This window comes from Methylophaga thalassica MP (assembly GCF_000214595.1).
Classification (GTDB): Bacteria; Pseudomonadota; Gammaproteobacteria; order Nitrosococcales; family Methylophagaceae; genus Methylophaga; species Methylophaga thalassica.
Map to the genome: position 1 here is coordinate 1,298,342 of NZ_AFIG01000001.1, position 26,153 is coordinate 1,324,494.

Annotated in this window: 27 protein-coding genes and 1 tRNA gene; 4 read left to right on the forward strand and 24 right to left on the reverse strand. The window is 41.7% G+C overall.

The window, feature by feature from the left end:
- Nucleotides 1-2: 2 nt before the first annotated feature.
- From rpmF to MAMP_RS06230, 14 genes are all read right to left on the reverse strand, one after another.
- Entirely contained in the window at nucleotides 3-182 is a 180-nt protein-coding gene (gene rpmF, locus MAMP_RS06165; protein WP_007145145.1) for a 50S ribosomal protein L32, read from the reverse strand.
- A 35-nt stretch (nucleotides 183-217) separates the two neighbouring features.
- Nucleotides 218-730: a YceD family protein gene (locus MAMP_RS06170; protein ID WP_237701194.1), complete on the reverse strand. Its 513-nt coding sequence runs from the start codon at nucleotides 728-730 to the stop codon at nucleotides 218-220.
- Between the two features lie 78 nt (nucleotides 731-808).
- Nucleotides 809-2,314 (reverse strand): amidophosphoribosyltransferase, encoded by a 1,506-nt coding sequence (gene purF / locus MAMP_RS06175; RefSeq protein ID WP_007145147.1) that lies wholly within the window; start codon nucleotides 2,312-2,314, stop codon nucleotides 809-811.
- A gap of 19 nt (nucleotides 2,315-2,333) precedes the next feature.
- Nucleotides 2,334-2,825: a CvpA family protein gene (locus MAMP_RS06180; RefSeq protein WP_007145148.1), complete on the reverse strand. Its 492-nt coding sequence runs from the start codon at nucleotides 2,823-2,825 to the stop codon at nucleotides 2,334-2,336.
- 108 nt (nucleotides 2,826-2,933) lie between these two features.
- Nucleotides 2,934-3,623 carry an SPOR domain-containing protein gene (locus MAMP_RS15880; RefSeq protein ID WP_007145149.1) on the reverse strand — a complete coding sequence of 230 codons (690 nt, stop codon included), beginning with the start codon at nucleotides 3,621-3,623 and terminating at the stop codon, nucleotides 2,934-2,936.
- A gap of 15 nt (nucleotides 3,624-3,638) precedes the next feature.
- A complete protein-coding gene (gene lon / locus MAMP_RS06190) occupies nucleotides 3,639-6,059 on the reverse strand; it encodes an endopeptidase La (RefSeq protein ID WP_007145150.1) in 2,421 nt (806 codons plus the stop codon).
- A 138-nt stretch (nucleotides 6,060-6,197) separates the two neighbouring features.
- A complete protein-coding gene (clpX, locus tag MAMP_RS06195; protein ID WP_007145151.1) occupies nucleotides 6,198-7,469 on the reverse strand; it encodes an ATP-dependent protease ATP-binding subunit ClpX in 1,272 nt (423 codons plus the stop codon).
- A gap of 49 nt (nucleotides 7,470-7,518) precedes the next feature.
- The gene (gene clpP, locus MAMP_RS06200; RefSeq protein ID WP_007145152.1) at nucleotides 7,519-8,151 is read right to left on the reverse strand and encodes an ATP-dependent Clp endopeptidase proteolytic subunit ClpP; all 633 of its coding nucleotides are present in this window, start codon (nucleotides 8,149-8,151) and stop codon (nucleotides 7,519-7,521) included.
- 88 nt (nucleotides 8,152-8,239) lie between these two features.
- A complete protein-coding gene (gene tig / locus MAMP_RS06205; RefSeq protein ID WP_007145153.1) occupies nucleotides 8,240-9,541 on the reverse strand; it encodes a trigger factor in 1,302 nt (433 codons plus the stop codon).
- Nucleotides 9,542-9,602: 61 nt separating this feature from the next.
- Nucleotides 9,603-9,687 (reverse strand) — tRNA-Leu (locus tag MAMP_RS06210).
- Between the two features lie 70 nt (nucleotides 9,688-9,757).
- Nucleotides 9,758-11,191 (reverse strand): HDOD domain-containing protein, encoded by a 1,434-nt coding sequence (locus tag MAMP_RS06215; protein WP_007145154.1) that lies wholly within the window; start codon nucleotides 11,189-11,191, stop codon nucleotides 9,758-9,760.
- 6 nt (nucleotides 11,192-11,197) lie between these two features.
- A complete protein-coding gene (locus MAMP_RS06220; RefSeq protein WP_007145155.1) occupies nucleotides 11,198-12,106 on the reverse strand; it encodes a 5'-nucleotidase in 909 nt (302 codons plus the stop codon).
- A complete protein-coding gene (locus tag MAMP_RS06225) occupies nucleotides 12,106-12,630 on the reverse strand; it encodes a nuclease-related domain-containing protein (RefSeq protein ID WP_237701195.1) in 525 nt (174 codons plus the stop codon). Before MAMP_RS06225 ends, MAMP_RS06220 begins: the two co-directional genes overlap by 1 nt.
- Nucleotides 12,631-12,769: 139 nt before the next feature.
- The gene (locus tag MAMP_RS06230) at nucleotides 12,770-13,633 is read right to left on the reverse strand and encodes a cation diffusion facilitator family transporter (RefSeq protein WP_040576219.1); all 864 of its coding nucleotides are present in this window, start codon (nucleotides 13,631-13,633) and stop codon (nucleotides 12,770-12,772) included.
- Between the two features lie 117 nt (nucleotides 13,634-13,750).
- Between MAMP_RS06230 and MAMP_RS06235 the strand changes: the two genes are divergently transcribed.
- Both MAMP_RS06235 and MAMP_RS06240 read left to right on the forward strand, forming a co-directional pair.
- On the forward strand, nucleotides 13,751-15,385 hold the full coding sequence (locus tag MAMP_RS06235; protein WP_007145158.1) for an alpha-D-glucose phosphate-specific phosphoglucomutase: 1,635 nt from the start codon (nucleotides 13,751-13,753) through the stop codon (nucleotides 15,383-15,385).
- Nucleotides 15,386-15,408: 23 nt separating this feature from the next.
- Nucleotides 15,409-15,999 (forward strand): Maf family protein, encoded by a 591-nt coding sequence (locus MAMP_RS06240; RefSeq protein ID WP_007145159.1) that lies wholly within the window; start codon nucleotides 15,409-15,411, stop codon nucleotides 15,997-15,999.
- A gap of 5 nt (nucleotides 16,000-16,004) precedes the next feature.
- On the opposite strand, the gene MAMP_RS06245 is transcribed toward MAMP_RS06240, so the two are convergent.
- Nucleotides 16,005-16,415 carry a hypothetical protein gene (locus MAMP_RS06245; protein WP_007145160.1) on the reverse strand — a complete coding sequence of 137 codons (411 nt, stop codon included), beginning with the start codon at nucleotides 16,413-16,415 and terminating at the stop codon, nucleotides 16,005-16,007.
- Between the two features lie 189 nt (nucleotides 16,416-16,604).
- Here MAMP_RS06245 and MAMP_RS06250 point away from each other — a divergent pair, with 189 nt between their 5' ends.
- Both MAMP_RS06250 and murU read left to right on the forward strand, forming a co-directional pair.
- Complete coding sequence (locus MAMP_RS06250) at nucleotides 16,605-17,597, forward strand: aminoglycoside phosphotransferase family protein (protein ID WP_007145161.1); 993 nt, start codon at nucleotides 16,605-16,607, stop codon at nucleotides 17,595-17,597.
- Nucleotides 17,594-18,265, forward strand: coding sequence for an N-acetylmuramate alpha-1-phosphate uridylyltransferase MurU (gene murU / locus MAMP_RS06255; protein ID WP_007145162.1), 672 nt, complete (start codon nucleotides 17,594-17,596; stop codon nucleotides 18,263-18,265). Before MAMP_RS06250 ends, murU begins: the two co-directional genes overlap by 4 nt.
- A gap of 21 nt (nucleotides 18,266-18,286) precedes the next feature.
- On the opposite strand, the gene argF is transcribed toward murU, so the two are convergent.
- The 9 genes from argF to ilvN form a co-directional block, all read right to left on the reverse strand.
- Complete coding sequence (argF, locus tag MAMP_RS06260) at nucleotides 18,287-19,183, reverse strand: ornithine carbamoyltransferase (RefSeq protein ID WP_007145163.1); 897 nt, start codon at nucleotides 19,181-19,183, stop codon at nucleotides 18,287-18,289.
- A gap of 2 nt (nucleotides 19,184-19,185) precedes the next feature.
- Nucleotides 19,186-20,385: an aspartate aminotransferase family protein gene (locus MAMP_RS06265; protein ID WP_007145164.1), complete on the reverse strand. Its 1,200-nt coding sequence runs from the start codon at nucleotides 20,383-20,385 to the stop codon at nucleotides 19,186-19,188.
- A 155-nt stretch (nucleotides 20,386-20,540) separates the two neighbouring features.
- Nucleotides 20,541-21,122 (reverse strand): superoxide dismutase [Fe], encoded by a 582-nt coding sequence (gene sodB, locus MAMP_RS06270; RefSeq protein ID WP_007145165.1) that lies wholly within the window; start codon nucleotides 21,120-21,122, stop codon nucleotides 20,541-20,543.
- Between the two features lie 98 nt (nucleotides 21,123-21,220).
- Nucleotides 21,221-21,691, reverse strand: coding sequence for a ribosomal protein S18-alanine N-acetyltransferase (gene rimI / locus MAMP_RS06275; RefSeq protein ID WP_007145166.1), 471 nt, complete (start codon nucleotides 21,689-21,691; stop codon nucleotides 21,221-21,223).
- Nucleotides 21,692-21,703: 12 nt separating this feature from the next.
- Nucleotides 21,704-22,165: a DNA polymerase III subunit psi gene (locus MAMP_RS06280; protein WP_007145167.1), complete on the reverse strand. Its 462-nt coding sequence runs from the start codon at nucleotides 22,163-22,165 to the stop codon at nucleotides 21,704-21,706.
- Nucleotides 22,165-23,697 carry a 2-isopropylmalate synthase gene (locus MAMP_RS06285; RefSeq protein ID WP_007145168.1) on the reverse strand — a complete coding sequence of 511 codons (1,533 nt, stop codon included), beginning with the start codon at nucleotides 23,695-23,697 and terminating at the stop codon, nucleotides 22,165-22,167. Before MAMP_RS06285 ends, MAMP_RS06280 begins: the two co-directional genes overlap by 1 nt.
- A gap of 37 nt (nucleotides 23,698-23,734) precedes the next feature.
- On the reverse strand, nucleotides 23,735-24,484 hold the full coding sequence (gene pssA / locus MAMP_RS06290) for a CDP-diacylglycerol--serine O-phosphatidyltransferase (protein WP_007145169.1): 750 nt from the start codon (nucleotides 24,482-24,484) through the stop codon (nucleotides 23,735-23,737).
- A gap of 112 nt (nucleotides 24,485-24,596) precedes the next feature.
- Nucleotides 24,597-25,610 (reverse strand): ketol-acid reductoisomerase, encoded by a 1,014-nt coding sequence (gene ilvC, locus MAMP_RS06295; protein ID WP_040576429.1) that lies wholly within the window; start codon nucleotides 25,608-25,610, stop codon nucleotides 24,597-24,599.
- Between the two features lie 48 nt (nucleotides 25,611-25,658).
- Nucleotides 25,659-26,153, reverse strand: a complete 495-nt coding sequence (gene ilvN, locus MAMP_RS06300; RefSeq protein ID WP_007145171.1) for an acetolactate synthase small subunit — start codon at nucleotides 26,151-26,153, stop codon at nucleotides 25,659-25,661.

Genomic DNA, 26,153 nt, shown 5'->3' on the forward strand with positions numbered 1-26,153 from the left:
CCTTATTCGCTTTTATCCGCAACAACTTTACGACCACGGTAATAGCCATCAGCTGACACATGATGACGACGGTGTAATTCACCTGAAGTTGAATCAACAGATAATGTTGTTTCGGTTAAGGCATCATGTGAACGACGCATTCCACGACGTGATGCACTTTTTTTGTTTTGTTGAACAGCCATGACTAAAAACTCCTAAGCCTTTTAAAAATTCAAAATTATTTTTTTGATTTCAATGCAGATAATACTGCGAACGGAGATGCCTGTTTTTCAGGTTTCTCCCCTACCTCTTCGTCCCCAGATTGCCATACCTCTTTCGGCAAACAATCAAAATCATGTTTAGGCACTAGGGGAAGTGCCAAAATTAACTCATCTTCCACAACATCAGCAGGGTTCACAAACTCCGATTCATCAATTATCCAAGGCTCGTATTGCTCAGATAATTTACTGACTAAGCGTTCATGTTTTACCAAACCCAACAATGTTTCTATTGTTATTGGGTAAAGCAGCTCTCCCATACAACGCTCACATGTCATCGACAACTCGGTGACAAACTGACCCTGCATATAGGGAGTCCCGATTTGATCAATATCAAATCGCATCTTGACCTTAACCGTACCCGCATCATTGAAGAGAGAGGGTTTCAATCGTGACAAAGATGTCAGTTCAATTTCCCCTTCAAGCTCTCGCCCATTATGAGCAAAACGAAACGGATCTATTTCTTTTGGCAATTGCTGGTGCATAATCGACGGGATTATATAAGAAATATCGAAAAACAGCAAAGTGGATACGTATATGGCTTCATAATCTTAGTTGTTATGTAGCTCAATTACAGCATTACTTTTATCAGATGTCTGTTTACTGAGGTCATTTCGCATCGCATCGATGTAATATAGATAATTGGCATCAATATCTCCCGTGATGTACTCCCCATCAAAACAAGAGGTATCAAAGCGTTCAACATCGCTCTTTTTATTAATAGCTGAGACCAGATCTGGCAGATCCTGATAAACAAGCCAATCTACGCCAAGTTCCTTGGAAATTTCTTCGACACTTCTGTCATGTGCCACAAACTCATTTGCAGATGGCATATCGATACCATAGACATTCGGGAAACGAACCGGTGGGGCTGCTGAAGCCAGATAGACTTTATTAGCGCCCGCATCTCTTGCCATCTGAACAATTTGCTGTGATGTTGTGCCACGAACAATAGAGTCATCGACTAACAGTACATTTTTCCCTCTAAACTCCAAATCAATCGCATTTAATTTTTGACGGACAGATTTTTTACGCATGGTTTGTCCAGGCATAATAAACGTTCTGCCTATATAGCGATTTTTGATAAAACCTTCTCTATACACCACGCCTAGATCGTATGATAACTGCAATGCAGCGCTACGGCTTGTATCTGGAATCGGGATAACCACATCAATATCATGATCCGGAAACTCACGTTTAATTTTATGGGCCAGTTTTGTCCCCATACGCATCCGACTTTTGTGAACAGAGATGCCGTCCATCATAGAATCAGGTCTGGCAAAATAAACATATTCAAAAATACATGGCGACTTGATGGGATTATCAGCACACTGTTGAGAATAAAAGTTGCCTTTTCTATCAATAAAAACACATTCACCTGGCTCAATATCACGAACTAATTCATAGTCCAGGATATCAACAGCGACACTCTCAGAAGCCACAACATATTCAGTCCCCTGCGCTGTTTCACGTTTACCAATGACAGCTGGGCGAATACCGTATGGATCACGAAATGCCATCACACCAACACCAGAAATCATCGCAACAGCGGCATAAGCGCCTTTACAACGACGATGCACTTGAGCAACGGCTTTGAAAATGTCTTCAGGCAGTGGTGTCAGCTTAGAACTATTTTGTAATTCATGAGCCAGCACATTGAGTAGCACTTCAGAATCAGAATCAGTGTTGAGATGACGACGGTCCGTCTGGAACAATTCGTCTTTCAATACTTTTGTATTGGTTAGATTGCCATTATGTGCCAGAGCAATACCAAAGGGTGAGTTCACATAAAATGGTTGTGACTCAGCTGAGGTTGAACAACCTGCAGTGGGATAGCGAATATGACCAATCCCCATCTTGCCTTTAAGACGAATCATATGACGGGTGTGGAAAACATCTTTAACGAGTCCATTATCCTTACGTAGGAAAAACTTGCCATCATCGTCGCAAGTCATAATTCCAGCAGCATCCTGTCCTCGATGTTGCAGTACGGTCAATCCATCATATAAGGCCTGGTTAACCTCAGAATGACCCACAATACCAATAATTCCGCACATAGTTTGCCCTGTCAGGAAGTTAATTGTAGTTGATATGTTGAGCGATATCTGCTGGTAACAGATCACGCACCCAAACCGCTAGTTTGATGAAATGCTCTAGCAAGATAGAGTTTTGCCACCAACTGTCTGCTGGCATTGGTGTCGCACCAGCAGCTAGAACCAAGATAGTGACAATGGCGACACCTCGTATCAAACCAAAGATAATACCCAAAGCACGGTCAGTACCGGTAAGCCCGGTTTTTTCAACAACTTGAGATATTAGGTGATTGACCATAGCGCCAAGAATCAATGTCACTGCAAATAAGACAAAAAAAGCCAGAAATAATCGTATGGATGGTGTCGATATATAGTCAGCTAATAAGGTAGACAGATTCGAGTAAAAAAGTATGGCTACCCAGAAAGCTAAAATCCAACTAGCTAATGAAAGCACTTCTTTCATAAAGCCCCGGACGATACTGATAGCGGCCGACAAAAAAATCAGACCTATTATCAGATAGTCAACCCAAACCATAGTTACCCCGCAACGAGCTGCGATCTAAACCGTGAATTTTAACAGATTAACCAACAACAACCCAGTATTTTTACAGTTATATTTCATTGTCTGTTTTAGACACAAAGATTAAGGTTGATATTGCAAAATTTGCGTAGATAACTTGAGTTTCTCGCTGAGCATTTTTGCTGTTTTTTCTAATTTATCGCGATCAGCCACAGGCTGTAGACGAACACGGTAAATCGGGTTTTTATCCGTTTTCACAATTTCAATTAATGGATTGTATCCCATGGACTCCAGTTCTTTTGATAATGCATCTGCATTATCACGTACGCCAAAGCTGGCTAATTGTAAAACCCATAAAATCTCATTTTTTTGTTCTGCAGCCTTTTCTGGAGCTGGAGCTGGAGCTGGAGCTGGAGCAGGAGCTGGAGCAGGAGCAGGAGCAGGAGCAGGAGCAGGAGCAGGAGCAGGAGCAGGAGCAGGAGCAGGAGCAGGAGCAGGAGCAGGAGCAGGAGCAGGAGCAGGAGCAGGAGCAGGAGCAGTATGTTCCTTTTCAGTCAGCTTTTCATTGTCTTTATTTACTGATGTGTCATCTGACTGCGTAGTCGGTGCAACCTCCTGAGGTGTCACGGGCGGTTCAACACGTTCCGGTTCATCATCTAAAGGCTCAATGATGGAATCAAAAGGAATTGGCTTATCCACGATATCGTCGATATCATTCTTTGCAACAGAAGCTAATAATAACCAAGCAATAACACCGATAACAAAGAGTAATAAGGCAGCCCCTATCAAGCGTTGCTTTTGTACCAGTGTCATTGCTTGCTCCAGTGATTAATGATGATTGGGTGAGTTTACCTCATGATACTTATTTTTATCAGAGGCAATAACTCCCGTTTCGTTATTGGCTGAAGGCATATGCTGTAAGGCAACATCGAGCACTTCATAGATCCATTTAACAGGAATGATGGTTAAACCTTGTTTAACATTTTCAGGAATTTCCTTCAAATCCTTAACGTTATCGTGAGGAATTAATACTGTATCTATTCCACCTCGATGAGCAGCTAACAGTTTTTCTTTTAGTCCACCAATGGCTAATACTTCACCACGCAGCGTAATTTCACCCGTCATAGCTACATTCGCTTTGACAGGAATGCCAGTGATAGCCGAGACTAATGCGGTACACATACCAATACCAGCACTTGGACCATCTTTCGGTGTAGCACCTTCAGGTACGTGGATATGAAGATCATGTGTTTGAAGAAAATCTTCACTAATGCCCCACTCTGTTGAACGAGACCGAACAACCGTTGTAGCCGCCTGGATAGATTCCTGCATAACATCACCTAATTTACCGGTATAAGCAGACTTACCTTTGCCTGGCATAATAGCTGATTCAATCGTTAATAGCTCACCACCGACTTCAGTCCAGGCTAATCCGGTTACCTGACCGACACGATCACTTTCTTCAGCCACACCGTACTGATAGTGATATACACCTAAGTATGTTTCGATATTATCGGCCGTCACGATAACTTTTTCTTTTGGCTGCTCAGTAATAATTTGTTTCACTAATTTACGGCAGATTTTCGAAATTTCACGTTGTAAATTACGTACGCCAGCCTCCCGGGTATAACGTCGAATAATTTCCATGACGGCATCTTCCTGAATATGAATTTCCTCAGCTTTAAGACCATTGTCTTTAATCGCTTTAGGCAAAAGATATTTCATGGCGATATTGAGTTTTTCATCTTCTGTGTAGCCCGCAAGACGAATAATCTCCATACGATCACGTAATGCATCGGGGATATTCAATGTATTTGCAGTACAGACAAACATAACGTCGGATAAATCATATTCAACTTCTAAATAATGATCGGCGAACGTTGAATTTTGCTCAGGATCAAGCACTTCAAGTAATGCTGATGCAGGGTCACCGCGAAAGTCTTGAGCCATTTTGTCTATTTCATCAAGCAGAAATAAAGGATTTTTTACTTCTGTTTTACAAATATTCTGTATGACTTTACCAGGCATAGAACCTATATATGTACGGCGATGACCACGAATCTCAGCCTCATCTCTTACACCACCTAAGGCCATTCGGGTGAACTTACGATTAGTCGCCCGCGCGATAGATTGTGCAATCGATGTTTTACCCACACCAGGAGGACCGACCAAGCAAAGAATGGGACCTTTTGATTTTTTTACACGTTTCTGGACTGCAAGGTATTCAACGATACGCTCTTTGACTTTTTCAAGACCGTAATGGTCTTCATCCAAGACCTCTTCAGCCTTGTGCAAATCCAAAGTCACTCTTGAGCGTTTTTTCCAAGGAACTTCCAATAACGATTCAATATAGTTTCTAACTACAGTCGCTTCTGCAGACATTGGCGACATCATGCGAAGCTTTTTCAATTCTGATTCCGCTTTTGCACGTGCTTCGGCCGGCATGCCGGCTTTTTCGATATTCGCAGCAAGCTCATCCGTCTCGTTTGCTGATTCGTCTATTTCGCCTAACTCTTTCTGAACGGCTTTGAGCTGTTCGTTTAAATAGTATTCGCGCTGGCTTTTTTCCATTTGTTTTTTAACACGGTTGCGAATACGTTTTTCAATCTGCTGAATATCAATCTCGCCTTCAAGGAAAGCCATTAACTTCTCAACGCGTGCTTTTACATCACTCATCTCAAGTAACATTTGCTTATCTTCAAGCTTCAGTGTCATATGTGCAGCAACGGTATCAGACATGCGCGACACGTCTTCGATACTCGAAAGCGATGAAATCACCTCAGGTGGAATCTTTTTATTTAATTTGACGTATTGTTCAAATTGACCCAATAACGTTCGCATGAGAACATCGGCTTCACGGTCATCTTCGATATCATCAATAAATGGTGCCACTTCGGCTTCTGTATGCGTGTCGTGATTATGGAAATAAACCACATTTGCACGTTGTACACCTTCTACCAGTACTTTAACTGTACCGTCAGGCAGCTTCAGTAATTGTAAGATATTTGCCAGCGTCCCCGTTTCATACAAACCATCTGTATCAGGCGTATCTTCGGATGAGTCTTTCTGTGCAACCAACAGGATTTGTTTACTTTCGTCCGTTGCCGACTCAAGGGCTTTGATAGATTTATCTCTACCAACAAAAAGTGGTATCACCATATAGGGATACACGACAACGTCACGTAAAGGTAAAACAGGAACAACCTTTATGTTGTTATCGTTTGAAGTGGTAGTTAGTTCATTTTCCATTAAGGCAAACCTCTTACATGTGTCTGTAGACACCCAATTTAGGACATGAATTCAATATGGGGTCAGACAATAAAAAATCAAGCATACAGAAATCGTATGCTTGATTTAATGTGCAGATACAACGGTATAGTTAACTGATTATTTATCGCCAGAGGCCATATCAGTGCTTTGATCTTCGTAAATCAAAATAGGTGAGTTCTCACCAGCAATCACACTTTCATCAATCACTACTTTGGAAACGTTATCTGCTGACGGTAACTCAAACATAGTATCAAGCAACACATTTTCAATGATAGATCGTAAACCACGAGCGCCTGTTTTTCTCTCCATAGCTTTTCTGGCGATAGCTCTTAATGCATCATCTCTGAACTCAAGTTCAGCATTTTCCATATTGAATAATTGTTGATACTGCTTAGTTAGTGCATTTTTAGGTTCAGTTAGAATCTGAACCAATGCTTTTTCGTCTAGCTCATCCAATGTAGCAACTACCGGTAGGCGACCAACAAACTCTGGAATAAGACCATATTGAATAAGATCTTCAGGCTCGACTGTCCGTAATGACTCACTCAATGGCTTATTGTCATCCACACTTTTTAGTTCAGCAGAGAAGCCAATACCACCTTTTTGGGTACGATTTCTGATAACTTTATCCAAACCAGCAAAAGCACCACCACAGATAAATAAAATTTTACTTGTATCTACCTGTAAGAACTCTTGTTGAGGATGTTTGCGTCCGCCTTGTGGTGGTACAGAGGCAATCGTTCCCTCAATCAATTTCAGCAATGCCTGTTGAACACCTTCACCACTCACATCGCGAGTAATTGATGGGTTGTCTGATTTGCGAGAAATTTTATCTATCTCATCAATATAGACGATGCCTGTCTCTGCTTTATCAACGTCATAATCACATTTTTGCAGTAGCTTCTGGATGATATTTTCAACATCTTCCCCTACATAACCGGCCTCTGTAAGCGTGGTAGCATCAGCCATAGTAAAAGGCACATTTAACTGTCTGGCTAATGTCTCAGCTAATAACGTTTTACCGCTACCGGTAGGCCCGATTAAAAGAATATTGCTTTTAGACAGTTCTACGTCGTTATCTTTATTAGCCGTACGAAGACGTTTGTAATGGTTATAAACCGCAACAGAAAGGTAACGCTTAGCGCGTTCTTGTCCGATCACGTAATTATCTAGTGCATCATTAATTTCGCGAGGTGTAGGTAATTTACTTTCGGCTTCTTCAGTCGCCATTTCCTGCATTTCTTCACGAATAATGTCGTTGCATAGATCGACGCATTCGTCACAAACAAATACAGATGGACCAGCGATTAATTTTTTTACTTCATGCTGACTTTTTCCACAAAAAGAGCAATAAAGTAATTTATCATCGTTATTTTTGTCGTCGCTCATATTTTTACTACCTTACCCGTCATCTATAAATTTTATCGGCCGAGATTGCTTATTCTGTAGGTCGGCTTGTTAATACTGAGTCGATTAAACCATATTCGACAGCTTGTTCACCGTTCATGAAGTTATCACGGTCAGTATCTTTACGAATTGCTTCTATATCTTGACCAGTATGCTTGGCAAGAATTCCGTTTAAACGATCACGAATGCTCAAAATTTCTTTTGCGTGAATATCAAAATCAGAAGCTTGTCCCTGGAAACCACCTAATGGCTGGTGCACCATGATACGTGAATTAGGCAGACAATAACGCTTTCCTTCTGCACCACCGGCTAAAAGAACCGCGCCCATACTGGCGGCCTGACCAATACACAATGTGCTGACATTAGGTTTAATAAACTGCATGGTATCGTAAATAGCTAAACCAGCCGTTACTGCACCACCAGGTGAATTGATATATAGATGGATGTCTTTATCAGGATTTTCTGATTCAAGGAATAACAACTGGGCAACTACCAGGTTAGCCATTTGATCTTCAACAGGGCCGACTAAAAATATGACACGTTCTTTTAATAAACGAGAAAAAATATCATACGAGCGTTCACCACGAGATGTTTGCTCAACGACGATAGGCACCAGTGCGTTTTGAATCATACTGGTTTCTTCACCAGAAAATTTATTTGTCATAACCATCCTAATTTCAAGGTCCCAATAAAAAAACAGCCCATACCCATTTCACATGAGTACGGGCTGCATTCAATATCAGCGTTGTTAATTAGTTAGATACTGCATTAACGACGTCTGAGAATGTCGATGTACTCTCTTCTACTTTAACATGGTCATAAATCCATTCAACTACCATGTCCTCTACAACTGTCATTTGAATTTCTGACAGTCTTTCTTGATTGTTCATGTAGAAGGTAACAACTTCTTCTGGATCTTCGTAGCTAGCCGCAATGGCGTCAATAGCTTCTTTTACGCGATCTTCCTCAGGACGAATTTCGTTATCAGAAATAATCTTACCAATCAAAAGGCTTAACTTAACGCGCTTTTCTGCATTTTCTTTAAAATTGTCAGGATTGAAAGGCAAACCTTCAACATTTACGCCCTGATTGCGGAGATTGTTTTTTGCTTGCTCAACAAGATATTGTGCTTCACGTTCAACAGGGGCTGACGGTAAAGCAATTTCATTGTTTTTGGCCAATGAATCCATAGCTTTACGTTTGTTCAGTGTTTTTAATGCTGATTTCAGTTCACGTTCCATATTGGCACGGACTTCTTTTTTCAGTGCAGCGATGCCATCTTCGACACCACACAGTTCAGCAAATTCTTTATCCAGTTTAGGTAATTTTTTCTTAGCAACTTGTTTGACGGTGACAGCAAATTTAGCTTCTTTACCTTGTAAGTGCTCTGCACGATAATCTTCAGGGAAAGTTAATGTAACTTCAACTTCCTGATCGGCTTTTTTACCAATTAATTGTTCTTCGAACTCAGGCAACATACGTCCTTCGCCTAATTCGAGTAACACATCCTGACCTTTGCCGCCCTGGAATTCTTCACCGTCGATGGTACCAACGAAATCAATGGTAATGCCATCGCCTTCTTTCGCACCACGTTTTAGTGGTTCCCACGACATACGTTGTTCACGTAACGTTTCCAACATACGGTCAACATCTTCATCAGTCACTTCAGCAACTGTTTTTTCCAGTGTAATGTCATCAAGTTTGACACTTTCTACTTCTGGGAAAACTTCGTAGTTAAGGGTATAGATAAAGTTACTGCCTTTTTCATCCATACTATCGATATGTGGAGGACTAGCTGGATTAACACCTTCTTGGGTGAAGGCTTCACGCATGCTTTCCTGAACAAGAGAGTCAATAACTTCACGACGTGCAGATGGTCCGTGTGTTTTAGCGACCATGTTCATCGGTACTTTGCCGGGACGGAAACCCGCCATTTTCACATTAGGTCTTATTGACTTAAGGCGTTCCTGTACTGCTTGCTCGATATTGGCATCTTCGACTGTGACGGTCATACGGCGACCAAGTTCGCTCACGTTTTCTACAGTAACTTGCATTCTCTAACCTCAAACATGGGGATTTAGGCATGGCGGTTTCGCCATCCGCCTATTGTAGTAATGGTACGAGAGGAGAGACTCGAACTCTCACAGGTTACCCTACTGGAACCTAAATCCAGCGCGTCTACCAATTCCGCCACTCTCGCATAATCATTTATCAGACATGCCTGATGCCTGAAAGAAGTCGGCTATTATAGCGATAACATTTCGATAAAACTAGCCTTGAATCGCTAAAAAACTAATTCCCATGTTCGTTTGCTGGCAAAACTGCTGAAATGCAATGAATTCTTGCTGAGAAATATCTCGCTTGCTCGAACTTCGATCGGCCATAAACAAGCCAATAACTTTATTTTTTACCACTACAGGCATGAGCAAATACGATGACCCTTCTAGCATGGCTCTGATTTGTTTGGAAATATTGTCTTCGTTACTTTTCTCTAGAAATAAAGACTGACGCTGCTCTACTACTCTTTTAAATACCTGATTGGAAGCCAGATCAATAATTAACTGCTGTTTAAGCTCATCGACCTGTTTTCCTAGCCCTGTTTTGCAGGTTAACTTTGTTCGTGTTTCATTCAGCAACATGAACACAGCCCGATCCATACCCAAACCGCGCGTGAGTCCTTCAAGCGTCATTTCCAGGACAATACTGATTGATGGTAGCGGCAGCTCTTGTAGTACCTGTGTCATCTCTTGTGACACTCTCATTAGATAGTCAAAATCGGGAGCAGAAAAATCATTCAGAACATCAGGAATATCAAGCTTTGGTAAGGCTTCAGCTTCATCGATATGGTCGGGTAACAGAATTGCCCTGCTGATTTGTTCGCTTCCGTATAGCACTGTCAGCTCTTTCGATTTGTTCACATTAGATAGAACTAATTTTTTTGCTTTTTCAACTGACACATCACAAATTTGAGCCACACGCTTAGATACTGTTTCTAACTCTACCTGCTTCCATCCCTGCTGTGCTGTTGTTGCAATATCAACAGCCAGAGAAATAACCTTGGTATTTTTTGCCGACAAGCGATTATTCAAATAGTCATTAAGTAACTCGCCTAATGACCAATCATGACAGAGGGTTTTTGTTAAGTCAGTCAGTCTGAAGCCCAACACTTTCAGCTCTGCCTTGGTTGACTCTATTCCTTCATGCATTTCATTCAACAGTGTCAGGCTTTCTTCACCAGCAAATGCCCAAAATGCCATATAGCCAAGACGTGAAAGTAAGGTCGCAACAAAAATATCTTCGGCGTCGTCTAACTTCAACTGTTTTGCAAACTCTTGTGCTTGAGTAGCTGCATGAAATGCAAAAGCCATTTCTTGAATCAACTGGGCGCGTTGTTCACCTACTCTCAGATTATCAATGAGCGCCATTGACAGTGTAATGACTTTTATTTGATCAAACCCCATGACCATTACTGCACGAGAAACAGTGCTGATGCTGTGTCTGGTTGGATTGAAATGAACGGTATTGGCTGCTTTCAAAACTCGACTGGTTAAAGAGGCATCCTGAAGAATAATATTAGCCACATCTGATGCTGAACTTTTACCACTATGTAAAGCCTTGGTGACATTTGCCACAGTGCCAGCAAAGATTGGCATATCCTCTTCACTGAGTTGTTTTATCCAATCAGATATCGATGCATTGACCACTAGAGGTTAATCCTGCGCTTTTTTTTGATTTGCAACACCATGAGGAACATGTCCGGTAGCAACATGTTCCACAGCGGATTGACAATGCTTTTCCTGGTCATCAAAAAAGATATCCGCACCGAATGATTTCAAAAACGGGCCTTTATCCATTCCTCCCAGGAATATAGCTTCGTCAATTCGTATATCCCATGCTCTTAGAGTACGAATAACACGTTCATGTGCAGGCGCAGAACGCGCTGTGACTAATGCTGTTCTGATAGGTGATGCATTCTCACCGTATTCAGTCTGAATCTGATTCAGTGCCATCAAGAAATCTTTAAATGGTCCACCGGGTAAGGGTTCACGCGCGGTCTGCTGCTCATTTTCAGTGAAAGCTTTCAAGCCTTTTTCTTTGAAAATACGTTCCGAATCATCAGAAAAAAGAACAGCGTCACCATCAAATGCGATTCTAAGCTGATCACTGTCATTATTACTTCTGATATGTGATGGCAGAATAGTGGCGGCAGCAATACCGGCTTCCAACGCCATACCCACGTCTTCAGGACTGGTTGATAAAAATAGATGTGCGTTAAAAGGCGCTACATATCTGTACGGACTGCTACCTGATGTAAATACCGCACGAGTAATAGCTAATTTATGATGCTGTATGGAATTAAAAACGCGTAGTCCAGTATCGGCAGAATTACGTGATAACAGAATAATTTCAACTTTAGGCGTATTGGGATTGTTATCATTCAATGCCAATAATTTACGCACTAAACTAAAGGCACCGCCAGGTGACAGAGGCACATCTTCATTTTCGATTTGATAGTTACAATAAGCCTCTGTGCCTTGTTCTTCATAGATTCTATGACTTTCATCCAAATCGAATAAAGCCCGAGATGAAATAGCAAGAACAAGTGGTTTGGTTTCCATTATATTTTGACATCCCTCAACAATGATTGGCCGTCAGTACGAGCAATTCTAATGATACGCTCCCATGCAATCTCTCCAAGTTGATTTACACTTGGTTCCTTAGCAAGCCCCTGCAAATCTTCATCTAAGGTTCTGATAACAGAGACTTCGCTGGGTTTACCTTTAGGAAAGTTACTATTCTCAGAAAAGACTATACGGCAAAAGATTGGGACTTTCGGTGCTAATAACTGTAACGCGTGTTTAGTGTTGTAGATCCGATGTAGTGGATTGGTGAACTTGAAGCTTCTACCGTCGATAATTTGTGTCCATTGATCTATGTGATCGGCACCGAATAAATGTCCTGACATCGGATATGTTTCAATAATCAATAACCCTTGCTCAATCAGCAGTAAGCGTTCTATTTCTATCGCCCCACCTAAACCATCAGGAATAATAATAGATTTTGCTTCTTGCTTTTTTATTGATTGTAATGAACGTTCCAGCTTTCTTGAATAACGTGAACGTTTTCTTTTATGTTTAATCACAAACACTAAACATAGTAGAACACACACCGCGACAGCGATGGCTATTTGAGTGGATAAATCAAAGGTAATAATTGTACTGGCCTCAATATTGTTGTGTGCTAATTATACGAAATCGTCACCGTATTGTATTCACTTTATGTTATGACTTTAGCGGTAAATGAGTAATCGGATCTTCATGGATAATCACTTCTGCATCATCGAATAAGTCAGCTATCTGATGCTCAAGTTTATCGGCAATCTCATGTGCTTCTCTTAAGGTCAGTCTTTCATCCAGCTCCAAATGAAGTTGTACAAAGACCGTTGTGCCTGAACGCCGGGTCCGTAAATCGTGTAATCCCCTTGCTTGAGGATGATTCAATATCAATGCACTAATTTTTTCCCGCTCTTCATCTGGTAATTCATGATCCATGAGTAAATCAATCGACTCTTTCACAATGCCCCACGCACTGTGCAAAATAAACAATGCTATTGCGATAGCAATGATAGGGTCAGATAAATACCAGCCATTGATGCTAAGCACTAATGCCAGGATGACACCACCATTCACCAACAAATCTGTTTTGTAATGAAGGGCATCCGCTTTAATTGCGGTTGAGTCCGTCTTTCTGATGACATAATTCTGGAATGTCATTAATGCTAATGTAGCTACAATAGAAAACAGCATTACAGCTAGGCTCACCGTCATCCCCTGCTCCATTGCCTCGGGTTTGAACAGACGATTTATAGCCTGGAGTAGCAGGATGCCCGCAGACCCCGCAATAAACATTGATTGACCGAGACCAGCGAGTGATTCTGCCTTGCCGTGACCGAAACGATGTTCTCTATCTGCTGGTTGTAATGCGTGATGTACAGCAATCATATTTAAAATAGATGCCAAAACATCCAAACTAGAATCGACTAATGTGGCCAATACACTGACCGAATCAGTCAGGAACCAGGCAAATAACTTGGCTATTATCAAAGTGATAGCAGTCACTACAGAAGCGTATGTTGCCATCCGCATCAAATGCGCTTTATCAATGTGTTGAGGCTTATTCATGGAGTTAGTATAGTGGATTACATTCAAATAGCGTGAGTCTAGCAATAATGCTGCTCAATTGTTTCATTCAGGAAAGTTTTTATGCCAATTTCGACGATAAATACCACACCTTTTGAAGGCCAAAAACCAGGCACTTCTGGTTTACGCAAGAAAGTAAGTGTATTTAAACAACCCCACTATCTGGAAAACTTTATTCAATCGACTTTTAACGCGCTGGGTGATTGTGAAGGTAAAACCCTCGTTGTCGGTGGCGATGGCCGTTATTATAACCAAACAGCCATACAGATAATTCTGAAAATGGCAGCAGCCAATGGTTTTGCTCATGTCTGGGTTGGTCAAAATGGTATTCTGTCGACACCTGCTGCATCATGCGTTATCAGAAAATATCAGGCTTTTGGTGGCTTGATTTTATCTGCCAGTCATAACCCCGCGGGTATTGATGGTGATTTCGGCATAAAATTTAACACGAGTAACGGCGGTCCAGCGCCGGAATCAATTACCAATCAAATCTATCAGCAAACAGCTGAAATCAGCCAATACAAAATATCCAATGCAGCAGATATCGCTCTTCATAAATTAGGCACGCAGAGTTTAGGAGAGATGAGTGTTGAAGTAATTGATTCAGTAGTCGATTACACAGAATTGATGGCAACTATTTTTGATTTCCGTGCCATACAAGCACTACTAACTTCCAGCAACTTTTCTATGCGCTTCGATGCCATGCATGCGGTCACCGGTCCTTATGCAATTGAGATTTTAGAAAAACGTCTAGGCGCCCCTGCCGGCACAGTGATAAATGGTATTCCATTACCTGACTTTGGTGGTGGTCACCCTGATCCGAATCTGACATATGCCGAACAACTCGTTACAGAATTATTTTCTGATGATGCGCCTGATTTTGGCGCCGCTTCGGATGGCGATGGTGATCGTAATATGATCCTCGGTAAACAGTTTTTTGTCACCCCGTCTGATAGCTTGGCGATTCTCGCTGCGAATGCACAGTACATCCCTGCTTATAAATCTGGTATTGCGGGTATAGCTCGCTCAATGCCAACCAGCCAGGCCGCCGATCGCGTTGCTGAAAAACTGGGTATCGAATCACATGAAACGCCGACCGGCTGGAAGTTCTTTGGTAACTTATTAGACGCAAATCGCGTCACTCTCTGCGGCGAGGAAAGCTTTGGCACAGGCTCGAATCATATTCGTGAAAAAGATGGCTTGTGGGCAGTCCTTTTCTGGCTAAATATTTTAGCGGTTAAACATCAGTCCGTCGCTGAGCTGGTTAATCAACATTGGCAACAATTTGGGCGGAATTATTACACTCGACATGATTACGAAGGTGTTCCTACTGAACAAGCAGAAGCGTTAATTCAACATCTGCAAACTCAGCTCCCAAGCTTGCCAAAGAAACAGTTCGGAGATCGAGTTGTCAGCTATGCGGATAACTTTAGTTATCATGACCCTATCGACAACAGTATCGCTGAAAAACAAGGCATTCGTATTGGCTTTGAAGGTGGTGACAGAATTATTTACAGATTGTCAGGTACCGGAACAGAAGGCGCCACATTACGCGTATATATCGAATCTTATGAAGACAGGCCTGATAGACTAAATCAAGATACACAGACAGCCTTATCTGAGCTTATCGAGCTGGCAAACCAGTTAGCCAATATAGCTGTGCTAACAGGTAGAACAGTGCCCACAGTTATTACCTAAACTTAATAACATTGAAAAATATCATGCAGACATTAATACTGGGCTCCAGCTCACCGTTCAGAGCTGAAGTTTTAAAAAAGCTGGGGATAGACTTTATACAACACGCACCCGATATAGATGAATCTGTACTTGAAGGGGAAACAGCCCCATCACTGGTTGAACGCTTAGCAAAGGAAAAAGCCTTAGCCATTGCTAAAGACTACCCTGAAGCACTCATTATTGGTTCTGACCAGGTTGCAGTGATAGATGGCAAAATCTTAGGTAAACCCGGCAATCATGAAACGGCTGTAAAACAGCTTTTATCTGCTTCAGGTAAGGCTGTCACCTTCTATACAGGCTTAGCCTTGTATAACGCTCAAAGCCTAACGATGCATCACTTAGTAGAACCTTTTACTGTTCATTTCAGATCACTGTCTGAAAAGCAGATTCACTTTTATCTGGAACAAGAAAAGCCCTATCAGTGTGCTGGCAGTTTTAAATCCGAAGGCTTAGGCATTGCTTTATTTACTAAATTAGAGGGTGATGACCCAAATAGTCTGATTGGTTTGCCTCTGATAAAACTCATTGAGTTGTTGAACAAGGAAGGCGTTGATGTTCTTCAACTCAATGAGTAAAACATTTATTCGTTTGCTGATTGCTCTTTCAGTTTTTCGGCATTAGCCATAGCAGCAGCTTGTGCTGCGTAATTGTTCATTGTTTTTGTCATAAGCTGACGAGCGGCTTTTGAACGCATTGACTTAGCCATACCTTCAACTAAACTGCTTTCAACGCCGTTGGACGTTAAATGCGTTTTCAGTTCATCAAGGTGGTTTTCACAACTTTGCATAACTGCTTCAGCGGCTTTTTGTGGGTTTTCAGCTGTATGATTCGAATGCAAGTGTCCTTGCATCATGCATTTATTGTAGTCTGTGAGGATAGAGTACATTTTCGTTTGTGCTGCTTCTGGCATATCAGCAGGTGTGACATACTCTTGAGCGATAACAGCTGAAGATGCACTTAATAAAAGTGCCGATATTAAAAATTTTTTCATTGCGACTCCATTGTAGCTAAAGCATTATTTAACACCCATCAGATTGACTGATGAGTTAGGAAATAATTCCCGATAATACGCCAGATATAAATAATATTCACACCACTCTTTTCATAGAGTCACAATGATTTCATCACAAACTAAATTTATAAATAAAGAACAAAGACTTAGATTTTGAGTAAAAATTACATGAAAAACGCGATCAACGATGCCAGACTCAATCAACTGACTACCTGGGTAGAAAAACTATTTCCTGATGATCATTTAAATATCACGGTAGCATCCAGTGATGCTAGTTTCAGAAGATATTTCCGCTTGAAACAAAATGAGAGCTCCTACATCGTGATGGATGCACCGCCTGAGCATGAAGATATAAGCAGCTTTATCAAAATTGATGAGTTTCTTGCACAATATGATGTCGCAGTGCCACATATCTATGCCAAAGATGAAGATAATGGCTATTTACTGCTCAGTGATTTTGGCGATACTTCCTTTTTAAAGTCATTAACATCTGCCAATGCCGATAATCTCTATCGGAAAGCCATTGATGAGTTAATTTCTATGCAAAAAACTCATCCGGCAAACACATCATTAGCTGATTATGATGAGACAAAACTACGGGATGAAATGTCACTATTCCCTGATTGGTTTCTGAGTCGACATTTAGACTTAAAAGTCCCGAAAATACTCACCGCTGTCTATGATTTTCTTATTGATGAAATACAACAGCAACCTAGCTGCTTTGTTCATCGTGATTACCACAGCCGAAACCTAATGGTCTGTGCCGACAATACCCTCGGTATTATCGATTTTCAGGATGCGGTGGTCGGCCCAATTACCTATGATTTGGTGTCATTATTGAAAGATTGTTACATTCAGTGGCCAGCTGAACAGCAGCAGAACTGGCTAAACTACTACAAAGAACAAGCAATAAATAACAAACTGATTACACAATCCCAAGGTAAGGATCTACAGCGTTGGTTTGATTTGACCGGATTGCAGAGACACCTTAAAGTGCTTGGCATCTTTTGCCGCCTCAACTATCGTGATGGTAAAGCTAATTACCTTAATGACTTACCTCTTACGCTTCACTATGTACTGGAAGTCTGCGAGCGATACAAAGAACTTGAGGCTTTATATGAGTTTCTTACCTTTACCCCCGAAATTATGGCAATAAAATGAAAGCAATGATTTTAGCTGCAGGCCGAGGTGAACGCTTGCGACCTTTAACAGATCACACTCCCAAACCGCTTGTATATGCTGGAAATAAGCGTCTGATTGAATACCTCATTGATAATTTAGTATCTGCAGGTATTCAGGAAATCGTGATTAATTATGCTCACCTGGGTGAACAGTTTCCTGCTGTTCTTGGCAATGGTGAGAATTACGGTTGTCGCATCGTTTATTCACCCGAAACCGCTGGCAGCTTGGAAACAGCTGGCGGTATAACTCAAGCATTAAGTCTGCTGGGAGACGAACCATTCATTGTGGTCAATGGCGATATCTGGACGGACTTTGACTTTTCTGCGCTAATAAGACATGCGCTAGCAGCTGATACTGACTGTCATCTAATTATGGTAAACAATCCTGATCATAATGCTGATGGCGACTTTGCAATCCAAGCGGATAATTTAGTCAGCCTTGATGGCAAGAGTAAATTTACTTTTAGTGGTATTGGCCTCTACCATCCTCGACTTTTCCAACATCTGAAAGTCGAACGCAAAGCGCTTAGGCCATTGTTTGAAAAAGCGATAAAAAATAAACGGATGACCGCAGAGTTATACGATGGCCGCTGGTCTGATATAGGTACGCTAGAGCGTCTGGAAGCATTAAAGCAAGAGCTAAATTAACTAAGCTCTTGCTGTAATTGCTTATGCACATAAAAATTCTAATAAAGCCTTTTGTGCATGTAATCGATTTTCAGCTTCATCCCATACAACACTTTGTTCACCATCAATGACATCGGCAGTGACTTCTTCACCACGATGTGCGGGTAAACAGTGCATAAACAAAGCATCTTTTGCTGCCAGTTTCATGATGTCACTATTGACCTGAAACTCAGCAAAAGCTTCTTCACGTTTACGTTGTTCTTCTTCCTGTCCCATGCTGGCCCAGACATCAGTTACAACAAGATCCGCATCTTTTGCCGCCTCTGCTGGATTATTGAATAACGCAATTGTGGCATCTACCGACGACACAATATCCGCTTTCGGTTCATAACCTACCGGCGTGGCTATATGCAGCTCAAAGCCAAATTGTTGCGCAGCATTGATATATGAATGGCACATATTATTGCCATCCCCAATCCAGACCACTTTCTTACCTTTAATTGAACCACGATGCTCTTGATAAGTCTGCATATCGGCTAATAACTGACATGGATGAAAATCGTCGGTCAGAGCATTGATTACCGGGACAGAAGAGTATTTTGCAAATGTTTCAATCTTGGCATGTTCAAAGGTACGGATCATTACCGCATCCACCATAGATGAAATTACACGTGCAGAATCCTCTACAGGTTCACCACGACCAAGTTGAGTATCATCAGGTGATAAAAATATTGAGCCACCACCAAACTGTATCATGGCTGATTCAAAGGAAACCCGGGTACGTGTAGATGACTTTTCAAAAATCATCGCCAGGACTTTATTCTTCAAAGGCTGGTAAATTTCACCTTTATGCTGCATTTTTTTGAGCTCAGATGCACGATTAATTAATGCTTCTAACTCATTAGCACTCAAGTCTTTTAAAGTTAAAAAATGTCTCATGTTTAGGCTACACTCTCAACCTGTTGCGAAGACAAAAACTCGAGTACGAGTTTACTCACCTTATCTACGATCATTTGGGACTCCTCAACATTGAGGATTAACGGTGGTAATAAGCGAATAACAGATTCTGCTGTGACATTAATCAACAGACCTTCTGCTAGTGCTTTTTTAACCAACTCAGCACAAGGCATTGATAACTCGATACCAAACATCATCCCATGTGCACGCACATCTTTCACGCCAGCTTTGCCAAGCAGTCTTTGCTGAAAACCTTCCAGCATTTGTTTTCCAAGCACGTTGACGTGTCCCAATATGCCATCTTCTTCGATCGTGTTTAATACGCTTAATGCTGCACTACAGGCTAACGGATTGCCACCAAATGTCGAACCATGATTACCTGCTTGTAAAATACCAACAGCATTACCAGCAACAAGACAAGCGCCAATTGGCATACCATTACCCAGCCCTTTCGCCAAGGTCATCACATCAGGTACGAGCTCTGCATTATGTTGATAAGCAAACCATTTACCCGTTCTGGCAATACCTGTCTGCACTTCATCCAGCATCATCAGTAATTTGCGTTGTGTACAGATGGCACGAACACCCGCTAAATATTCACTGTCAGGTATTTTAATTCCGCCTTCACCTTGTACAGGTTCAAGTAACACTGCCACGGCTTCAGGCCAGTGACCAATCGCCATGCGTAAAGCATCAAGATCATTGTATGGAACACGGACAAAGCCAGGCACTAAAGGATCAAATCCTACCTGCACCTTAGCATTACCTGTGGCAGTCAACGTCGCCATTGTACGACCATGGAAACTGCCATCCATTACAATCACTACAGGCTTATCTATGCCTTTACTGTGGCCATATTTGCGAGCAATCTTAATTGCAGCTTCATTGGCTTCTGCACCTGAATTACAAAAAAACACCTGATCCATTCCAGACAAGGCCGTTAGCTTATCAGCCAGTTTTTCTTGCAAAGCAATATGGTACATATTGGAAGTATGTACTAATGTTTCCGCCTGGTGCTGAATAGCTCGCGTCACGGCAGGATGGCAATGCCCCAAATTACATACAGCAATACCGCTTAACGCATCAAGATAGCGTTTTCCATCTGTATCAGTTAACCAAGCGCCTTTACCTTCACTAAAAGTGACGTCTAGACGTCCGTATGTGGGCATGACCGATTCTGTCATGGCTTGTACTCCTTGCCCTGACGGCATTAAAAAAACGGCTTTTTAAAGCCAATAAACGAAAAATGGCAGTTTCAAATGAAACTGCCATTTATCAAAAATCGTGTATTTTATAATGTTATAAAGTAATAAACAAATTTACTCTACAACACGATTAACTAGCCAGCAAAGTTTGCTGATACGAAGTCCCAGTTAACCAAGCCCCAGAAAGCTTCCAGATATTTAGGGCGTGCATTACGGAAGTCAATGTAATAAGCATGTTCCCAAACGTCAACAGTCAATAAAGGTTTTTGACCATCTGTCAGCGGGCAGCCAGCATTACTTGTGTTAACGATAGCAATACTGCCATCAGCATTTTTGACTAACCAAGTCCAGCCTGAACCAAAGTTTGTCGCCGCTGATTTGCTGAATGCTTCTTTAAATTCATCAAAAGAACCAAATGTGCTGTCGATAGCAGCAGCTAAATCGCCTTCTGGAGCACCTTTTGCATTTGGTGTCATGCAGTTCCAGTAGAAAGTATGGTTCCAAACTTGCGCGGCATTATTAAAGATACCACCAGAAGCTTTAGTGATGATTTCTTCTAATGACTTACCTTCAAATTCAGTACCCGGTACCAAGTTATTCAAGTTAGTCACATAAGTTTGGTGATGTTTACCATAATGATATTCAAGCGTTTCTGCTGAAATTGTTGGTTCTAATGCATCCTTAGCATAGGGAAGTGGTGGCAATTCATAAGCCATGTTTTTATCTCCTAATATGTGAAAAATAACCGAGTAATTGAGTCAATTATTCTAAAAGAGCACTCAGATGATATCAAGTGCCGTGGCCTTCAGTTTACTTATATATCACCGAAAATCGATAACATAGATAAATCCAAACCCATCAATATTGCATTCTCTCTACCATTTTCTGCCGGGTAATAAGCTCTGCGGACTGACATTTCATTAAAACCTAGCTGTTCATAGAGATTTTGTGCTTTCTTGTTTGACTCTCTAACTTCTAAAACCACAATCGAAGCCGATCGGGCTTTGGAAAAATCAATGATATGCTCAAGTATAAATCGACCATATCCTTGTCGTTGCATATCTGGTCTGACACAAAGGTTAAGCAGATGAGCTTCGTCCAGGACTAACTGCACAATGGCATAACCCAAAATCACATCATAAGCATCAGAATAGACCCATGCATAATGTCCGGCATCAAGACTATCGGAAAAGTTCTTGAGCGTCCACGGAAACTGATTTGCTGAGCATTCGATATTATGAACAACCTGCAAGTCCTGATCCGTCATAACTCTTGGGGAGACCATATTTTTTATCCGTTAATTAAAAGCGGTGCGATAATGTTTTAATCGTTGCCAGGCAACGGCTTTTAAAGAGGGTTGACTTTGCATGGCTGCTAAAGATGGTAACTGAACGCATTCAATATCATCAGGTAAGCTGTGTTCAGTCTGAGTCATAGTAATAATTGTTTTACTATGAAAATTATCTTGGTGCATGAGCCCCAAGTCTGACGACTCAATCATTAGTTGTTGCCTAGTATCTAAGCTGACGGCTTTAAGAATACTGGATAATAATCGACGTTCAACTGTGTCTAATTGTGTAGTTTCAACAACAATAAGCAGTTCGACATCATCAGGAATTTGCAGAGACTGACTCTGCAAATTATCTGATGATAGTGACTCATTAGCCTTTATTATTTCAGTATTATTGCTCTGACGTAGTGTCCAGACAGGTATGCCCATTTCAGACAATACTGAGTATTGATATTGCGTTAATGCCATTAGACTTGAGGATGAGCTCGGTCAACAGGGCTTAATATTTTATTCAATGCATTGAGATAAGCTTTTGCTGAAGCAATCACAATATCGGTATCTGCACCCTGACCACTTACAATTCGTCCGCCTTTCTCAAGACGAACACTGACCTCACCTTGCGCATCGGTTCCCGTTGTAATGCTATTAACCGAATACAGTTGAAGCTCTGTTTGACTCTGTACAATAGACTCTATGGCTTTATATGCCGCATCAACAGGTCCCCCGCCACTCATTTGAGTCTGTACTTCTCTACCATCGACTGACAATGTCACTGTAGCAAAAGGCGTTTCGCCAGTTTCACTACACACCTTCATTGAGATTAAACTCACACGTTCATCCGCAGTGGCCACTGTGTCACTCACTAAGGCTTGGATATCTTCATCAAAAACTTCATGTTTTTTATCTGCCAACTCTTTAAAGCGTGTAAATGCGGCATTCAAGTCAGTTTCAGATGATAATTCAATGCCTAACTCCTGAAGGCGACTTCGGAAGGCATTTCGGCCTGAATGTTTACCAAGCACCATTCTGTTAGTATTCCAGCCAACATCTTCAGCACGCATAATTTCGTAGGTTTCACGGTTTTTCAGTACACCGTCCTGATGTATACCTGACTCATGAGCAAAGGCATTGGCACCCACAATCGCCTTATTTGGCTGAACAACAAAACCGGTAATACCAGACACTAACCGTGAGGCAGACAAGATATGTTGGGTATCAATATCGGTATCGCACGGGAACATATCCTGGCGTGTTCTTACCGCCATCACAATTTCTTCTAAAGCGGCATTACCAGCGCGTTCACCTAAACCATTGATAGTACATTCAACCTGTCTTGCTCCATTCATGACCGCCGATAGGGAGTTGGCAACAGCCAGACCCAGATCATTATGGCAATGAACAGAAAATATGGCTTTATCCGCGTTGGGAATACGTTCACGTAAGGTTGAAATTAATGAACCAAACTGGTGGGGCAAGTTATAACCGACCGTGTCAGGAATGTTCAAAGTCGATGCACCCGCATCGATGACTGCCTCAAGAATTCGACACAGAAAATCAGTTTCACTCCGACCAGCATCTTCTGGAGAAAACTCGACATCGTCTGTATATTGTCTGGCACGTTTAACTGCACGAACTGCGTTTTCAATTACCTGATCAGGCTCCATCCGCAGTTTCATTTTCATATGGATAGGTGATGTCGCAATAAAGGTATGGATGCGCGACGCATTAGCTAGTTTAAGTGCTTCACCTGCTCTGTCGATATCGGCATCTAATGCTCTGGATAGTCCACAAATACGACTATCCTTAACGGCCTTGGCAACGGCTTGAACCGCTTCAAAGTCACCGGTGCTGGCAATGGGAAATCCAGCCTCGATAACATCAACCCGCATGCGCTCAAGCGCTTTAGCAATACGGACTTTTTCATCCTTTGTCATCGATGCGCCCGGGCTCTGCTCACCGTCGCGTAAAGTTGTATCAAAAATTATTAGCTTATCAGTCATAAATGTGTGAACCAGATTATCAATAGTATTGTTTATTTTATTCTTCTTTTGCTTGAGCGCGTTCTGAACGATGCTGGCGCAGCTTCAACAAAGTAAAAACAGGGCCAGATAAGCCATAAATTAAGAATACGCTAAATAAGATTGTCGGTGGGTCTATAGCAACCAGTGCAAAAATTAGTACGAGTACCAGCATCACTACAAAAGGTACCCTATTTCTTAAATCAAGCTCTTTGAAGCTATGGTAACGCATCGAACTGACCATCAGAATAGCTGCACCAAAGGTGATAGGAATGGTGAAAATAGCAATCATATTCTCACTGAAATCATTACTTGTACCGGCCCACACCCAACCTGCGATAATTGCCGCAGCAGCGGGGCTTGGCAGGCCCTGAAAATAACGTTTATCTTGCGTTCCTATCTGAGTATTAAATCTAGCCAGTCTTAATGCACCACAGGCAGCATAGATAAACGCTACCATCCAGCCAAACTTGCCCATCCCATTCAACGACCATTGAAAGATGACTAATGCCGGTGCCATACCGAACGACACCATATCCGCTAAACTATCGTACTCCGCGCCAAAAGCACTTTGGGTATTAGTCATACGTGCAATACGGCCATCAAGCCCATCCATGATCATCGCGATAAAGATAGCGATAGCCGCTGTTTCAAAGTCACCACGAATGCCTGCGACAATGGCGTAAAACCCTGCAAACAGCCCAGCTGTTGTAAATAAATTCGGTAGTAAATAGATACCGCGATTTTGAGGCTTTTCGCTATTAATCATAAATACAGGCTCCTGTTGATTAGTCGTTACATTATGACAGTTCAGACGCACAAACAAAACGGGGGCGATTGTTTTCACAACCGCCCCCGTTGATTTTCAAACTATTAATTGATTAGTTTTTAGACTTATCAACAATTTTTTGAATCCAAGGCATCATAGAACGCAGTTTTGCACCGGTTTGTTCAATTGGATGCTCAGCATTAATACGACGCATTGCTGTCATTTCAGGATAACCCGTCTGACCTTCCTGAATGAATTGTTTAGCGTATTTGCCTTCCTGAATATTCTTCAGTGCTTCACGCATTGCCCAACGACTTTCTTCGTTGATAACACGAGGACCGGTTACGTATTCACCATATTCAGCATTATTCGAGATTGAATAATTCATATTGGCGATACCACCTTCATACATCAGATCGACAATCAGTTTTAACTCATGCAGACATTCGAAGTAGGCCATTTCAGGTGCATAACCTGCTTCGGTTAATGTTTCGAAACCGGCTTTAACTAATTCAACGGCACCACCGCATAAAACAGCTTGTTCACCAAATAAATCGGTTTCTGTTTCATCACGGAAAGTGGTTTCGATAATACCTGTGCGGCCACCACCAACACCAGATGCATATGACAGTGCGATATCTTTTGCACGGCCTGAAGCGTCTTGTTCGATAGCGATTAAGTCAGGAATACCACCGCCTTTCACAAATTCACTACGCACTGTATGACCAGGCGCTTTTGGTGCAATCATGATAACGTCAAGATCTTCACGCGGTAGAATTTGGTTATATAAAATCGCAAAACCATGAGCAAAGGCTAAAACAGCACCTTTTTTCAGGTTAGGTTCGATTTCTTGTTTGTATAGCTGAGATTGGAACTCATCAGGTGTCAGAATCATCACCAGATCAGCACCTTTCACTGCTTCACCGACGTTATCAGAAACTGTCAGACCAGCAGCTTGTGCTTTAGCAATAGATGAAGAACCGGCACGTAAAGCAACTGTGACATCAACACCTGAATCTTTCAGGTTACATGCGTGGGCATGGCCTTGTGAACCATAACCAACGATGGTGACTTTCATCCCCTGGATGATTGATAAGTCACAATCTTTATCGTAATAAATGTTCAAACTCATGATTGAATTCCTTAGATTTTCTTGAACGAATATAAATTCAGTTTACAGGTGCAAGCTTTTCTCGCCGCGAGCAATACCTGTGACACCTGAACGGACAGTTTCAATAATTTTATGTTCAGCAAGTGCTTCGATAAATGAATCCAGCTTGCTGACAGCCCCTGTCAATTCAATGGTATACGTTGATGAGGTCACATCAATAATATGTCCCCGAAAAATATCACAAAGACGTTTAACGTCTTCTCTTTGAGCCATGGTTGCTGCTTTGACTTTAATCAGCATCATTTCACGCTCAATGTGAGGCCCTTCAGTTAAGTCCATTAGTTTTACAACATCGATCAGTTTGTTTAGTTGTTTCACAATCTGCTCGATGATACGGTCTGTGCCGTTAGTCACAATCGTCATACGTGACAAAGATGGATCTTCTGTTGGTGCAACAGTGAGTGACTCAATATTGTATGCCCGTGCAGAAAAAAGACCCGCCACACGCGACAAAGCCCCTGCTTCGTTTTCGATCAGGATAGAAATAATATGGCGCAT